At 71.5% G+C, this 14435-nt stretch carries 12 protein-coding genes; 9 read left to right on the top strand and 3 right to left on the bottom strand.

Going from position 1 to position 14435, the window contains the following annotated elements:
- Positions 1 to 32 precede the first annotated feature (32 nt).
- The 3 genes from HGAM_RS14880 (at position 33) to HGAM_RS14865 (ending at position 2660) form a co-directional block, all read left to right on the top strand.
- Positions 33 to 1715, top strand: a complete 1683-nt coding sequence (locus tag HGAM_RS14880) for a DUF7507 domain-containing protein (protein ID WP_019146292.1) — start codon at positions 33 to 35, stop codon at positions 1713 to 1715.
- 160 nt (positions 1716 to 1875) lie between these two features.
- Positions 1876 to 2349, top strand: coding sequence for a DUF6325 family protein (locus HGAM_RS14870; RefSeq protein WP_019146291.1), 474 nt, complete (start codon positions 1876 to 1878; stop codon positions 2347 to 2349).
- Positions 2350 to 2396: 47 nt separating this feature from the next.
- A complete protein-coding gene (locus HGAM_RS14865; RefSeq protein WP_019146290.1) occupies positions 2397 to 2660 on the top strand; it encodes an SHOCT domain-containing protein in 264 nt (87 codons plus the stop codon).
- Positions 2661 to 2783: 123 nt separating this feature from the next.
- On the opposite strand, the gene cls is transcribed toward HGAM_RS14865, so the two are convergent.
- Positions 2784 to 4256, bottom strand: coding sequence for a cardiolipin synthase (cls, locus tag HGAM_RS14860; RefSeq protein ID WP_019146289.1), 1473 nt, complete (start codon positions 4254 to 4256; stop codon positions 2784 to 2786).
- Between the two features lie 562 nt (positions 4257 to 4818).
- Here cls and HGAM_RS14855 point away from each other — a divergent pair.
- On the top strand, positions 4819 to 7404 hold the full coding sequence (locus HGAM_RS14855; RefSeq protein ID WP_019146288.1) for a helicase C-terminal domain-containing protein: 2586 nt from the start codon (positions 4819 to 4821) through the stop codon (positions 7402 to 7404).
- Positions 7405 to 7603: 199 nt separating this feature from the next.
- Positions 7604 to 8515 (top strand): SMEK domain-containing protein, encoded by a 912-nt coding sequence (locus tag HGAM_RS14850; protein WP_019146287.1) that lies wholly within the window; start codon positions 7604 to 7606, stop codon positions 8513 to 8515.
- A 70-nt stretch (positions 8516 to 8585) separates the two neighbouring features.
- Here HGAM_RS14850 and HGAM_RS14845 read toward each other — a convergent pair whose 3' ends face one another.
- Positions 8586 to 9212 (bottom strand): response regulator, encoded by a 627-nt coding sequence (locus HGAM_RS14845; RefSeq protein ID WP_019146286.1) that lies wholly within the window; start codon positions 9210 to 9212, stop codon positions 8586 to 8588.
- The gene (locus HGAM_RS19595) at positions 9209 to 10411 is read right to left on the bottom strand and encodes a sensor histidine kinase (RefSeq protein ID WP_019146285.1); all 1203 of its coding nucleotides are present in this window, start codon (positions 10409 to 10411) and stop codon (positions 9209 to 9211) included. The genes HGAM_RS14845 and HGAM_RS19595 overlap by 4 nt, the downstream gene beginning before the upstream one ends.
- Before the next feature lie 138 nt (positions 10412 to 10549).
- Between HGAM_RS19595 and HGAM_RS14835 the strand changes: the two genes are divergently transcribed.
- From HGAM_RS14835 to HGAM_RS14820, 4 genes are all read left to right on the top strand, one after another.
- Positions 10550 to 11851 carry an ankyrin repeat domain-containing protein gene (locus tag HGAM_RS14835; RefSeq protein ID WP_019146284.1) on the top strand — a complete coding sequence of 434 codons (1302 nt, stop codon included), beginning with the start codon at positions 10550 to 10552 and terminating at the stop codon, positions 11849 to 11851.
- Between the two features lie 84 nt (positions 11852 to 11935).
- Positions 11936 to 13498 carry a sodium-dependent transporter gene (locus HGAM_RS19590; protein ID WP_019146283.1) on the top strand — a complete coding sequence of 521 codons (1563 nt, stop codon included), beginning with the start codon at positions 11936 to 11938 and terminating at the stop codon, positions 13496 to 13498.
- Positions 13495 to 13635: a methionine/alanine import family NSS transporter small subunit gene (locus HGAM_RS20165; protein WP_019146282.1), complete on the top strand. Its 141-nt coding sequence runs from the start codon at positions 13495 to 13497 to the stop codon at positions 13633 to 13635. Before HGAM_RS19590 ends, HGAM_RS20165 begins: the two co-directional genes overlap by 4 nt.
- Positions 13636 to 13684: 49 nt before the next feature.
- Positions 13685 to 14359, top strand: a complete 675-nt coding sequence (locus HGAM_RS14820) for a DUF6226 family protein (protein WP_019146281.1) — start codon at positions 13685 to 13687, stop codon at positions 14357 to 14359.
- Positions 14360 to 14435: the final 76 nt, after the last annotated feature.

Raw genomic sequence — 14435 nt, 5'->3', positions numbered from 1 at the left:
ACGGGCGGACGTCACGTCGAGGAAGGTGCAGCATGTCCGAGCGGCGACGCACGACGAGCCGCCCCCGCGGGACGTCGGCCGCCGGCGTCCGGCTGGCCGTCGTGGGCGTGGTCGCCGCCGTCGCCGGCCTCGCCACCGCCGCGCCGGCCGCCGCCGACGGCGCTCCCTACCTGGACGAGACGTTCAGCGGCGCGACCGTGGTGCCCGGGTTCGTCGCCTACGGATCGGCCTGCCTGACCGGAGCCGCGGCCGGCGCGCCCGGCAGCGGGGACCATCCGCTGGCCGGTTGTCCGACCGCCCGGACCGGACCGGTTCCCCCGACGGACGCCGCGCCGCACGGCTTCCTGCAGCTGACCGACGCGTCCAACGACCAGGCTGGCGCGGTGCTGTTCGACGTGCCCATCCCGGCGACGCAGGGGCTCACCGTCACCTTCGAGCAGTGGCAGTACGGCACGACGACGCCCACGGGGCCGACGCAGGCGCCTGCGGACGGCATCGCGTTCTTCCTCACCGACGGAGAGGCGACGCTCGACGCGCCCGGTGCCTTCGGCGGCAGCCTGGGGTACGCACAGAAGCTCCCCGACGACGACCCGGCGCGCGACTTCCTGCCCGGCGTGAACGACGGCTACCTGGGCATCGGGCTGGACGCGCTGGGGAACTTCTTCGGCGACTGGGAGCGGCGCAGCAACGGCTGCCCCGCGGACCAGCGCTCCCCGGCCGGGGCAGGCTTCCGCCGGCCCGAGCCCGACAAGGTGACGGTCCGCGGCCCCGGTGACGGGACGGAGGGGTACTGCTTCCTCACCTCGACGGCGGCCAACCTCGACAGCACCGCGGGCCCGTGGCCCTCGACCCTGCCGTTCTCGCTGCGCAGCGACCTGGTCGCGCTCCCGCCCGGGGCCGAGCCGGCCGAGGCGGCGCTGCACGCGGTGCGCCGCACCGTGACCGTCACAGTCTCCCCCGCGCCGTCGCCGCGCGTCACCGTCTCGCTCTCCCGCGGTGGTGGCGCGCCGGAGCAGGTGCTCGACCTGCCCGCGCCCGACCCCGTCCCCGACAGCTACAAGTTCGGGTTCTCGGCCTCCACGGGGGCGTTCACGGACGTCCACCTGGTCCGCAACGTCGTGCTGGAGTCGGTCGACCCCGCGCCGCTTCTACGGATCCGCAAGCGTGTGCTGGACGACGGGCCGTTCCAGGTCGGGGACGTGGTCGACTTCGGGTACACCGTCACCAACACCGGGCTGGCCGCCGTCGACGACCTGCGGGTGCTCGACGACCGGATCCCGGCCGTCGCCTGCCGCAGCACCCGGCTAGCGCCCCGGAGCGACGCGGCCGGCCGCGAGACCGAGTGCCGTGGCCGTTACCGCGTGCGCGCCAGCGACGTCGACCGGCGCGGCCGCGTCGTCAACGTGGCGACCGCGACGGCCGAGGACGGCGCGGTGACGGCGCCGCCCGTGGACGCCTCGATCCGTGTGGTGGAGCCGCCCACGCCGCCCACGCCGCCCACGCCGGCTCCCACGTCCGCCGCTCCGGCGCCCCCGACCGACCCGTTCCCGCCGGCCGCCCCCGCCGCGCCGGTGTCCACCCTGGCCGACACCGGCATGTCGCGCTGGGCTCCCACGGCCGGCGTCCTGGGGCTCGCCCTCGTCGTCGCCGGCACGGGTGCTCTGCTGCTGGCGCGGCACCGGACGCGCGCCGCTCGCGCCGCGCGCCCGGAGTAGCCGCCCGCACGCGTCCGGCACGACGGGCCCTTCCGGCGCACCTGCGTGGGTCCGATCATCCTTTGCGGGTGAGCCGTGCGGCGTCCGCCCGGACCTACCGTCGAGAGGCCTGGACGACGGCCGACCGGCCCGCCGCCAGGCCGATCGAGGAGGCGCGCTGATGCCCGAGAACGACGAGACGCCGATGGGACCGGTCGACTACCTGGTCGTCGAGTTCCCCGGCAACCACATGACCGGCGAGGGGCTGGCGATCCTCGTCGACCTGGCCGACCAGGGGATCATCCGGATCCTCGACCTGACCTTCGTGAGCAAGGACGCCGACGGCACCGTCACGGGCATGGAGATCGGCGACTTCGACGGGGACGGCGAGCTCGACCTGTCGGTGTTCGCCGGCGTGGCCACCGGGCTGCTGGACGAGGACGACCGCGCCAGCGCCGGCGCCGTCCTGGAGCCGGACAGCGCCGCCGCGATCCTGCTGTACGAGAACGTCTGGGCCGCGCCGTTCGTCGCCGCCCTGCACGGGAGCCAGGCCCGGCTCGTGGCCAGCGGCCGCATCCCCGCCGACGAGCTCTTCTCGGCCGTCGAGGCGACCGAGCCCACGAGCACCGCCAGCGACTCCGCCACGGCGAGCTGACCGACCACCAGGGAGAGGACCACGTCATGCCAGGACTACTTCGCGGGGTGGCACGGACGGCCGTCGTGGCCGGCACCGCCACCGCCGTCTCCAACCGGGTGTCGCGGCGCCAGGCCGGACGCTGGGCCCAGCAGGAGCAGCCGTACCCGGACCAGCAGGCCTACCAGCCTCCGCCCCCGGCCCCATCGCCCCCGGCCGCCGACTCCGGCGACATGATCGAGCAGCTGACCCGGCTCGCCGCCCTGAAGGACCAAGGCGTGCTCACCGAGGCCGAGTTCGCCGCGCAGAAGGCGCGGCTGCTGTCCTCCTGACCTCGCCCCACGGTCGTCCGAGGAACCGACGGCGCCGGCCCGTGACGGGTCGGCGTCGTCGACCGTCCCGAACCGATCGTGGACGAGGTCGGCGTCGACCCCGAGCGCGACCCGGCAGTCCGGCTACTGCAGCGCCGAGGTCAGCCGCGCGAGCCCGTCGAGGGTGGTGCGCCGCAACGGCTCGCGCTCCCACTGCTCGCGGGTCAGCTCGACGCTCAGGCGTCGGTAGTCGTCCTCGACCTCACGCATCTGGCGCACCACCGACCGCGAGCGCAGCAGCACGGAGATCTCGCTGTTGAGCGCGAACGAGCGCATGTCCATGTTGCTGGACCCGATCAGGGCCACGTCCTCGTCGACGCTGAGGTGCTTGGCGTGCAGGATGAACGGCGCCGGGTAGCAGCGGATCCGCACGCCGGCGCGCAGCAGCGTGCCGTAGTACGAGCGCTGCGCGTGCCAGACCAGCGCCTGGTCGCCGATCTCGGACACGAACAGCTCCACGTCCACGCCCCGGGCCGACGCCGCGGTGAGCGCGCGGATCATCGAGTCGTCCGGGACGAAGTACGGGCTGGTGATCACGAGCCGCTCGCGGGCGCCGTAGACCAGGCTCAGGAACAGGTGCAGGTTGTTCTCGACGTCGAAGGCCGGCCCGCTCGGGACCGCCTGGCAGTCGACCTGGCCGCGCGCAGCCACCGGCGGCCCGACCTGCAGGTCGTCCGGCGCGGAAGCGAGCTCGCCGCCGGACTCGGTGAGCCAGTCGGTGGTGAAGACCAGGTCCAGCGCGGTGGCCGCGGGACCCTCCAGGCGGCACATCAGCTCCTGCCACTTCAGGCCGCGCTTGAGGTTCTTCTTCTTGTTGTAGCTGCGGTCGATGACGTTCTGCGAGCCCACGAACGCGACCTCGCCGTCCACGACGAGGAGCTTGCGGTGGTTGCGGAGGTCGAGCCGCTGGTAGCGGCCCTTGAGCGGCTGCACCGGCAGCATCACCTGCCACTCGGCACCCAGGGAGGTCAGCCGCTCGAGCGTCTCGTCGTAGCCCGCGCAGTGCGAGGACGCCCAGTGGTCGAGCAGGACCCGGACGACCACGCCGCGCCCCGCCGCCTTCTCGAGCGCGTCGAAGAACGGCGCCGTCGTGGCGTCCAGCGACAGGATGTAGAACTCGGCGTGGACGTAGGAGCCGGCGGCGTCGATCTCGGCGGCCATGGCGGCGATCGAGCCCTCGTAGTCGGCCTCCAGACGGGCGTCGTTGCCGCCGACCATCGGCATGGCCGTGAGCGTCCGGGTCATCGTCACGACCGGGTCGAGCCACGGAGGCCAGGCGTCGGCGAGCATGGGCGGCTCGAGGTCGCGCGACGCCTGCTCGACCACGACGTCCATCTCGCGCTGCTTCTCGCGCCGCCGCCGCGGCAGCTGAGGGCTGCCGATGAGCAGGAACAGCAGCACCCCCACGACCGGGATGAAGAACACCGCGAGCAGCCACGCCATCGCGGCGGTGGGCAGGCGGTTGCGCGGGATGACGACCAGCGCGACGACGCGGATCACCAGGTCGATCACGACGAGGAGGGCGCCGGTGCCGAGGAGCTGCTGGACGTCGGTCATGGGCGGCTCCTGCACGAGGACGATCGCGGGTCAGACGCGTCGCGGAGCGAGGGCACGTCGGCGACCGAGGTCCACGGCCGCGAGTCGATCGTGCGGCTGCGGCTCGCCCAGATGCTCGCCCGGACCGGGTGATTCGGACGCCCCCGGTGCCCGGATGCTCCAGCTTGCCGGCGGTCCGACCGGAGCCGACACCCTCGGGAAAGGTCATCTGCCAGTAGGTGTCGAACCCGATCCACCGCAAGCGCTCGAAGGACGGCGGCGACAGGACCGACAGGCACCAGGTCCAGGCCCGGCGGGCCCTCGCCCGCGCCGCCCACTGTGCGCCGGGTCCGCACCCGCCTGGATTGACCCGCTGGCGGTGGTGCACGATCGCAGCTGGCGCTGCTCACCGGGGCTTCCTTGCGTTGCAAGAACGTGCCAGCCTCCACCCGGTCCGGCAGGGGCTCCTCGTCGCGTGCAGCCGCGTTGTAGTCCCTGCGCGACAACGACGAGCAACGACTGAGGCGCTGGGACCTCGGGCCAGGTAGAATGCAGAGCCCGTTCCCACTTCTCGGAGTCGCGCGTGCCTCTCGACCTCAGCCGCATCAAGACCGGCAAGACCGACGTCCTGACCGAGCCCCGCGACATTTTCACCAGCCTGCCTAGGAAGCCCTGGCCGCGCCTGCGGGTTGAGCAGGACCAGGTGCTCAAGACCTGGCATGAGAGGCGCAACCAGGACCGTGACCTGGTGATCAAGCAGAACACCGGCGGGGGCAAGACTGTGGTGGGTCTCCTGGTCGGCAAGTCGAGCCTGAACGAGGGCATTGGCCCCGTTGCCTACCTGGTCCCCGACACCTACCTCGTGCAGCAGGTCGTGGACGAGGCCGTGGGCCTCGGTATCCCTGTAACCACCGACGCGCGTGACCAGGTGTTCCGGGCCGGGCGAGCAATCCTTGTCGCCACGTTCCACAAGGTCATCAACGGCCGCACGGTCTTCGGTCTGAGCGGTGACCCACACGCCGTCGTCCTTGGCACCGTCATCGTCGACGACGCACACGCCGCGCTCGCCGTCGCCCGGAAGCAGTTCACCGTCACCGTTCCGGCAGACCACCCGGCTTTTGCCAAGGCGCTAACCGTCTTCGGAGAGGTGCTAAAGCGTCAGAGCTACAAGAACGCCGCGGCACTACTGGAGGGCGACCGCTGTGCGCCCCTGCGCATCCCGTTCTGGTCGTGGAGTGAAAAGCACAAAGAGATCACTGACCTCATCGCCGCGTCGGTTGCCGAGGACGCGCAGCGTGCCCGCGAACGGGGCGAGGACGGCAAGTCCAAGCAGATCGCCCAAAAGTCTATCTACTTCACCTGGCCACTCATAGCCGACCACCTCGATAAGGCCGTGGCCACGATCTCCGACCGTGGCCTCCAACTGCGGACCCCCTGCCCGCCCATCCACCTCATCCCGGCCTTCCACCAGGCCAGGCGTCGTGTGTACCTCACGGCCACCCTCGCCGATGACGGCGTCCTCGTCACCGAACTCGGCGCCAACGCCGACTCGGTCCGCCAGCCGATCACGCCCGAGCGGGCCACCGATCTCGGAGACCGGCTGATCCTTGCGCCCGGGGCGCTCAACCCCTCGATTATCGACGACACCGTCCGTAAGATGGCGTTCGACTACGCCCACGGCGACCGCGACGGGGATGGCGTGGTAGACGCTGAACCCGTGAATGTGGTTGTACTTGTCCCCAGCGATGCGCGCGCCTCGCACTGGGCGCCCTACGCCAACGCGACCCTGCACGTCGGCGACATGAAGCCGACCATCGAGCGGCTCTGCAGCGGGGAACACATCGGCCTGGTGGTGCTCGTCAACAAGTACGACGGCGTCGACCTCCCGCACCACGCCTGCCGACTCCTGGTCGTCGACGGCGTACCGACACCGCTCGACCCCGGTGAGCAGCGCGAAGCCGGCGCGCTGGCGGGCAGCGACATCATGCGCATCAATAAGGTCCAGCGGCTCGAACAGGGCATGGGGCGCGGCATCCGCGATGCCGAGGACCACTGCGCGGTCATCCTCATCGGAAACCCGCTCGCCCTTTCCCTGATCGACAGCGCCGACCGACGCTTGTTTTCGCCCGCGACGCTCGCTCAGATCGACTTGAGCCAGCGGATCGCCGACCAGATCGAGGACGAAGGCTTGGATGCTGTCCGCGAGGCCCTTACCATGTTCCTCGACCGGCATGAAACCTGGCTCGAGCTAAGCAGTAGCGCCATCGCTGGCGCTGAGTACGACCCGGTGGGGCACGTCTCGCGCATCGCCCAAGCCCGGCGAACCGCCTGGGATGCCGCCGTCGCAGGCGACCCTGGCGGCGCGGCTGACCTGCTGAACGCTGCGACCAACGGGCTCGACCCTGTCGAGCGCGGTTGGCGACTGGAAGAGGTTGCCGCCTACAAGCACGAGGTAAGTCCGGAGGCTGCGCAGCAGACTGTCGCCGCGGCGAAGAAGCTCAATAGCAACGTCCTAATGCCCGCAGTGGCCCTCGGCCCCCGCAAGGTGCGTGGTCGCGCCCAGCAGGGCAAGGACTCCTCGGAGTACATGAGCGCCAGGTTTGAGACCGGCAATGCCCTTCGGCTTCGTGTCCAGGAGATCCTCGACGACCTCGTCTTTTCGCCGGACCAGGACCGCGTCAGTCCCGCCGAGGCGGCAATGAAGGAGGTGGGCCTGCTCTTGGGCTTCGAGGCGTCCCGCCCGGAGAAGGACGCCGGGCGCGGACCCGACGGCCACTGGCCCCTCACTCCCACGATGTCCGCAGTCATCGAGCTCAAGACCGGGACCACACGCCTCGACACCGACATCAAGAAAGAGGAGACGGACCAGCTTTCCGGCGCCGTCAGCTGGGACAACAGCGTCAACGAAACAGATCAGGTCGTGCCGGTCCTCTTGGCTCGGAGCGAGCGGCTCCACGCCCTTGCCTCAGCGCCGGCGGGCACCCGGGTAATCACTCCCGACGACCTCGATAGCCTCAAGACGAGCATGATCGGCTTCGCCGCGGAGGTCGCAGTTGACGAGGCGTGGAAGCGACCTGACGCCGTCACCGAGGCGCTGACACGCCACAACCTCACTGCCGACCGGGTGATCCGGAGCCACAGCCGCAAGCCCCTGCCCGCGAGGTCGTGACCCTACGAGGCAACGACATCCACCACCACTCCGACAACTTTCGCAAGCAGGACGTCCTGCAACGCCTGAACTCGACGTTAAGTGGGAGTGCCGACGCGGCTGCCTCTGACCCGCTACAGATGATCCGTCGTCGGGCTGAGACCCGACCAGCGGATAGGGTCACGGCGATGGAAAGCGCCATGTCTCCCGAGGTGGGCGGATGAACAAAGTCGAGACCCAGACCCGCATCCTGCGCAATCTGGCGACAATTCGGTATCAGGTCGAACTGCTCGGCAGACACGGCCAGAACATCTCGATGTACACCGAGACTGCCGTTGCGGATGCTATATCGGCCATTACCGGGGAGCAGTGGACGAATCTCAACGCAACAAGCAACAACTATCCAGGTATCGACATCGTGTCGCCGGACCATGCCTACGGCATTCAAGCGACCGCTGACCTGAGGAAGGCCAAGTTCGACAAGACCATTGAGGTGCTGGCTAAAGAACTAAACCAGCGGAAGAACCGTCTCGAGGCCCTCAAGAAGGTTGAAGTGATCGGACTGGCCTGCGTCAACAACGTCAAGGTTACGTCCTGGACGAAGATCTCGACACCGAAACAGACGGTCGAGATTCGTGGGATTTCCCTCGAGAAGCGCCTTGAACTCGAGAATCAAGGCGAAGCCGCTCTCGACCAGCTCGACCGAGCATTTCACGGTCTCGCGTCAACTATCAGTCCGTTCCATCTGCGCTCGGACAGCGAAGAACTCGAGAAGGCGGTCCTCCCTTTCCTAGACCGCAAGGCGATACGCGACCGCAGATCGGCCGAGGAAGACTGGCACGCCATGCAGGAAGCCATGCTTAGCATCCGCCGGCTTCTCACCCAGGGAGTCAATGACGTCGGCGTGCCGACCACACGACCCTACGCAACTTTTGAGCCAGGCGCCGCCCGGCTGCTGAAGCAAATCTACGACGAAACTTCCGCGATCTCGGCCCTTCTAAGGGACGAGTTGCAGACTCCCGGTTCGCTACGAGAAAGCGATTGGTCCCTGCTCGAGGGGCACCGCATGCGCATTCAAGAGCACGTCACCGATCTAGCCATTGGCGCCAACCTAACCCCGCCCATATTGTGAACGGCTTACCGTTGCTCGATGCCCCGCTCCACAGCCCCGTCCGGCCCGTCCGAGCGTGGGGCTGTCGCCCTCAGCGCCGGATGATGCGCCGGTCGAGGGCGGCGGCGACGGCGCCGGCCCGGGTGTCGACGCCGAGCTTGGTGTAGACGTGCGACAGGTGCGACTTCACCGTCGCCTCCGAGACGAACAGCTCACGGGCCATCTCCTTGTTGCCCAGGCCGCGGGCTAGCAGCTCGAGCACCTCGACCTCGCGCTCGGTGATGGTCGTCGCGCCGGGCGCGGCACGGCGCACGAGGGTCGCGGCGACGGACGGCGCGAGCACCGTCTCGCCCCGGGCGGCGGCCCGGATGCCGGCGAACAGCTCCGCCGGCGGGGCGTCCTTCAGCAGGTAGCCTCGGGCGCCGGCCTCGAGGGCACGCAGGACGTCGGACTCCGTGTCGTACGTCGTCAGGACGAGCACCTCGGGCGGGTCGGGCAGGACGCGCAGCGCGGCCGTGACCTGGGCGCCGCCGGGACGTCCCTCGCCGAGGTTGAGGTCCATCAGCACCACGTCGGGGTGCTCTCGCTGCACGGCCTCGAGCGCGGGCTCGAGCCCGTCGACGTCCGCGACGACGGTGAGGTCGTCCTGGCCCTCGACGAGCGCCCTCAGCCCGGCGCGCACGACCGGGTGGTCGTCGACCAGGACGAGCCGGATCACGCCGCTCCCCCGGCCAGCGGGAAGCGCACCGACACCGTCGTGCCGTCGCCGGGTGCGCTCTCGACGTCGGCGACGCCGCCGAGCAGCGTGGCCCGGTCGCGGATGCCGGCCAGCCCGCGGCCGCGTGAGCCGGACGGCCGCGTGCGCGCCGGCTCGAAGCCGCGGCCGTCGTCGCGCACGTCCAGCACGACCTCGTCGGGGTGGTAGGTCAGCGTGACCACGACCCGCCGGGCCCGGGCGTGCTCGCGGACGTTGGCCAGCGCGCCACGAGCCGTCCGGACGAGCGCCGCGGCGCGCTCGGGCGCCACAGGCACCGGGTCCCCGTCGACCCGCACCTCGACGTCCATGGCCGGGCCGGCCTGCTCAGCGACCCGGCGCAGCGCCTCGGCGAGCGCCGCGGCGTCGGACAGGTCGCCCGGGGCCAGGTCGCGGACGACCCGGCGCACCTCGGCCAGACCGTCACGCGCCGTCGCCGCCGCGCCGCGGACGTGCTGACGGGCCCGCTCCGGGCGGACCTCCCAGTCCTGGTCGGCGGCCTGCAGCAGCAGGTGGATGCTCGACAGTCCCTGCCCCACCGAGTCGTGGATCTCGCGCGACAGCCGGGTGCGCTCGGCCAGCGCTCCCGTGCGGTGCTGCTCGCGGGCCAGCTCGTCCTGGGCGAGCAGCAGCCGGTCGAGCAGGTCCTGCCGGGCCCGGGACTCCACGTCGAGCGCCCGGTAGGCCAGCACCGTCACCAGCGCCACCGCGAGCGGCCCAGCGACCTGCACGGGGTCGAACCCGGACGCGATGCGCTGCCACGCGGCGGTGAGCAGCACGGTCATCGCCACGACGACCCCGACGGCCCAGGCGAACGGCAGCACACGCAGCACCGCGAAGGCGACCGGCACGGCGCACCACGCGAACGACGGCGCGACGGCGGTCAGCCCCGCCCACAGCAGCACCATGGCGACGACCCACACGGTCGGCCACCACGCGCGTCCGGCCAGCAGCCCGCGCGTGGCGTAGGCCAGGGCGAGCACGGCGGCCCCGACCAGGACGGCGACACCGGTGGGCCCGAGGCCGTGGCGGTCGACGTACCGGACGGCCGAGGCGACGAGCAGCACCACCAGCACGGCGAGCAGCCAACGGTCGAGCCGCGCGGGGGCGAGGATGCCGTGCTCACCCGTGGCCGGGCCGGGACGGTCGGGGGACGCGGTCATGGTCGGACCACTCTAGGCAGCCGACCAGGTGCCGGACATCATCCGATCGGCTACCGATCCGTGGCCGTCCGCCCGACGTCCGCGGCCCGCGCGGAGGGCGAAGGTGGTGGGGTCCCGGTCCCCCGCCCAGGAGCGAGCATGAAGCGCACGTCCTCCCTCACCCGCACCGCCCTCGCGGTCCTGCCGGTGGCCCTGCTGCTGGCCGCGTGCGGCGGCGAGACCGACCCGACTCCCGAGCGTCCGGCCGAGGACGCCGCGGCGTCGCCGTCAACGACGGCTCCCAGCGCGTCGCCAGGCCCGACCGCACCGACCGTGCCCGGCCGGGCCGAGCAGCCCGGCCTGGACGAGCGGCTGCGCGACGCCGCCTGGGACGACGACGTGCCGCGCGCCCGCCGCCTCGTCGAGCAGGGGGCCGACGTGAACGCGAAGGACGACACGCAGCAGTCGGCGTACCTGGTCGCGACCAGCGAGGGCCACCTCGACCTGCTGCGCCTGACGCTCGCCCACGGCGCCCGCGTCGACGACAAGGACGGCTGGAACGGCACCGGGCTGATCCGTGCGGCCGAGCGCGGCCACGCGGACGTCGTCGGCACGCTGCTGCGGGCGGGCATCGACCGCGACCACGTCAACCGCATCGGCTACCAGGCGATCCACGAGGCGGTGTGGCTCGGCCGCGACACCGCGTCCTACGTGACGACGGTCCGCGCCCTCGCCGCCGGAGGGGCCGAGCTCGACCGGCGCTCGCCGTCGGCCGGCCTGACCCCGCTGCAGATGGCGCGGAGCCGCGGCCACGAGCGGCTCGAGCGGACGCTGCAGGCCGTCACGTCCGCCCGTCGTCCGGCCGACCCGGACCGCGCCCTGCTCCGGGCGGCTGAGCGGGGCGACGCGGACGCCGTCGCGGTGGCGCTGCGCGCCGGGGCCGACCTGGAGGCCCGCGACCGGCACGAGCGCACCGCCCTGCTGCTCGCCTCGACCCACGACCGCGTCGCCGTCGCCAGGCTGCTGGTGGCGATGGGCGCGGACCCGGACGCCCTCGACGACCGGCACGACACCCCCTGGCTGGTCACCGGCGTCACCGGCAGCGTGGCGATGCTCGAGACGCTGCTGCCCGCGCGTCCTGACCTCACGATCCGCAACCGGTTCGGCGGGCTGTCCCCCATCCCGGCCAGCGAGCGCGGGCACGCCGACTACGTCCGACGTGTCGCGCGCACCGGCGTCGACCTGGACCATGTCAACGACCTGGGCTGGACGGCGCTGCTGGAGGCGGTGATCCTCGGCGACGGCGGGCGCGACCACCAGGAGGTCGTCCGCGCGCTGCTGGACGCCGGAGCGGACCCGAGCATCGCCGACCGGGACGGCGTCACGCCGCGGCAGCACGCCGAGCGCCGCGGCTACCGCACGATCACCCGCCTGCTGCGGGCGGCCGAGCGCCGCCCGTGACGCTCGGCCGAGGCCCCCGCAGCGGCGCCCGCCCGTCTGTCCTACGATGCCGTGACCGGACACCGACGTGAGGGGGCTCACACCATGACGACGCCAGGCCCGGGCCAGGGCGCAGCACCGGCCGAGACGCAGGAGGCGCGCCGAGGCGCGTTCTCCTCCCGCAAGGTCTTCATCCTCGCGGCGATCGGGTCGGCGGTGGGGCTGGGCAACATCTGGCGCTTCCCCTACGTCGCCTACGAGAACGGTGGCGGCGCCTTCGTCATCCCCTACCTGGTCGCGCTGCTCACGGCCGGCCTGCCGTTCCTGTTCCTGGACTACGCGCTGGGGCACAAGCACCGCGGGTCCGCTCCCCTGTCGCTGGCGCGCGAGTCGCGCAAGGCCGAGCCGCTCGGCTGGTGGCAGGTGGGCATCTGCTTCGTCATCGCCGTCTACTACGCGGTGATCATCGCCTACTCGCTGCGCTACACGTTCTTCTCGATCGACAAGGCCTGGGGCGACGACCCCGAGGGCTACTTCTTCGGCGACTTCCTCCAGGCGAACGACCCCGGCGTGACGCTGGACGTCGTCCCGGGCGTGCTCGTCCCGCTGCTGCTCGTGTGGGCGCTGGTGCTAGTCATCATGTGGCTGGGTGTGCAGAAGGGCATCGGCGCGACGTCGGTCGTCTTCATCCCGCTGCTCGTCCTGGCGTTCGGCGCCCTCGTCGTGCGGTCCCTGTTCCTGCCCGGCGCGGCCGACGGCCTCGACGCCCTGTTCAGCCCCGACTGGGGCGCGCTGACCGACGCCTCGGTGTGGGCGGCGGCCTACGGCCAGATCTTCTTCTCGCTGTCGATCGGCTTCGGCATCATGATCACGTACGCCTCGTACGTCGGGCGTCGCACCGACATGACCGGGTCCGGCCTGGTGGTCGGCTTCGCGAACTCCGGCTTCGAGCTGCTCGCCGGCATCGGCGTCTTCGCCGCGCTCGGCTTCATGGCCCAGGCCGGCGGCGTGGCGGTGGACGAGGTCGTCAGCAACGGCATCGGGCTCGCGTTCATCGCCTTCCCGACGATCATCAGCGAGGCGGCCGGCGGCTCGCTGATCGGCGTGCTGTTCTTCGCGTCGCTGTTCATCGCCGGCATCACGTCGCTGATCAGCATCCTGGAGGTCGTGATCTCGGCCGTCCGCGACCGGTTCGACCTCGGACGCACCACCGCGGTGCTCGCCGTGGGCATCCCGGCCACCGTCGTGAGCGTGCTGCTGTTCTCGACCACGAGCGGCCTGACCGTCCTCGACATCGTCGACTTCTTCATCAACCGGTTCGGCATCCTGCTCGCGGCCGTCGTGATGATGGTCGTGCTCGCCTGGGGCGTCCGGTCGCTGCCCAGCCTCGCGGCCCACCTCAACCGGCACGGGTCGCTGAAGCTCGGTCGCGTGTGGATGGCGCTGGTCGGCGTCGTGGCGCCGCTCGCGCTGGGCTACGTGCTGCTCAGCGAGTTCCTCGACACCGTCGAGACGCCGTACGGGGGCCATCCCACCTGGATGCTGAACGTCTTCGGCTGGGGCACGGCGGCGCTGGTGCTGGTCGTCGGGGTGGTCATCGCGTTCACCCGGCGCGCACCCGTCACCCCCGCCCCGGTGGACGACTCGGAGAAGGAGGCCGGCCGATGAGCACCGGTGCGATCGTCATGATGGTCCTCGCGATGGTGATCCTGTGGGGCGGCCTAGCCGTCGCGATCGTCAGCCTCAACCGTCGTCCCGACGCCGAGGACACGGTCGACCGGGAGCACCTGCACCGCGACCTGTGACCCGCGAAAGGCGCTGCGGTGCGGGGGCATGACGCGGCATGATCGCGCCATGACGACTGCGGACGAGCTGCAGGCTCTCGTCGAGCAGCGCTACGCCATGCTCGACGGCCCGAGCTGGGAGCCGGCGTACGACTGGGACACGACCGTGCCACCGGACGAGGCGTACTCCCGCGTCACCGACCCCGACCGTTACCGGATCGTGCACCTGCGGGCGGGGGTCTGGACCGAGGTGCTGGCCGAACGGCTGGGCGTCCGGGTCGAGCCGCTCGGCTCGCTTCCCGACCCCGAGCACCCGTCCCGTGTCGTGGTGGGCGGGAGCCGGCTCGTGCCGACGGCCTCCGGAGCCCGTCCGCTGCTGCTCGTGGAGATCGAGGTCGCCCGCGAGTCCGGACCGCCCCTGCCGGTGCTCGACGTCGCCCTCGACCGTCCCGACTTCGTCGTCGGTGGCTGGCCCGACTGCGGCTGCGACGCCTGCGACACCGGCTCGGCCGACCTGCTCGAGGCGGTCGACGACTCCGTGCTCTCCGTCGTCACCGGGCCGTACGCGATGTTGCGCGGCCACGGCTGGACGGCCGAGTGGCATCCCGACGGCGGCGGCGCCGGCGGCGACCCGGCCTACGACACCGACCGCCTCTGCTCCCTCGCCGAGCGCGTCGCCCACGGTGAGGACGTCGTCCTGCCGGCCGGCACCGAGGTCGTCGTCAGCCGCGGCTGGCTCGCCTGAGCTGGGCCGTCCGACGACGCGCCGTTGTCAGTGCACGTCGCTAGGGTGGGCGACGGCCGATCGCCGAGCCGAGGGA

Source organism: Aeromicrobium massiliense JC14, assembly GCF_000312105.1.
Lineage (GTDB): Bacteria > Actinomycetota > Actinomycetes > Propionibacteriales > Nocardioidaceae > Aeromicrobium > Aeromicrobium massiliense.
The sequence above is the reverse complement of the archived record's forward strand: the minus strand, read 5'-3'. Positions and strand labels throughout refer to the sequence as shown.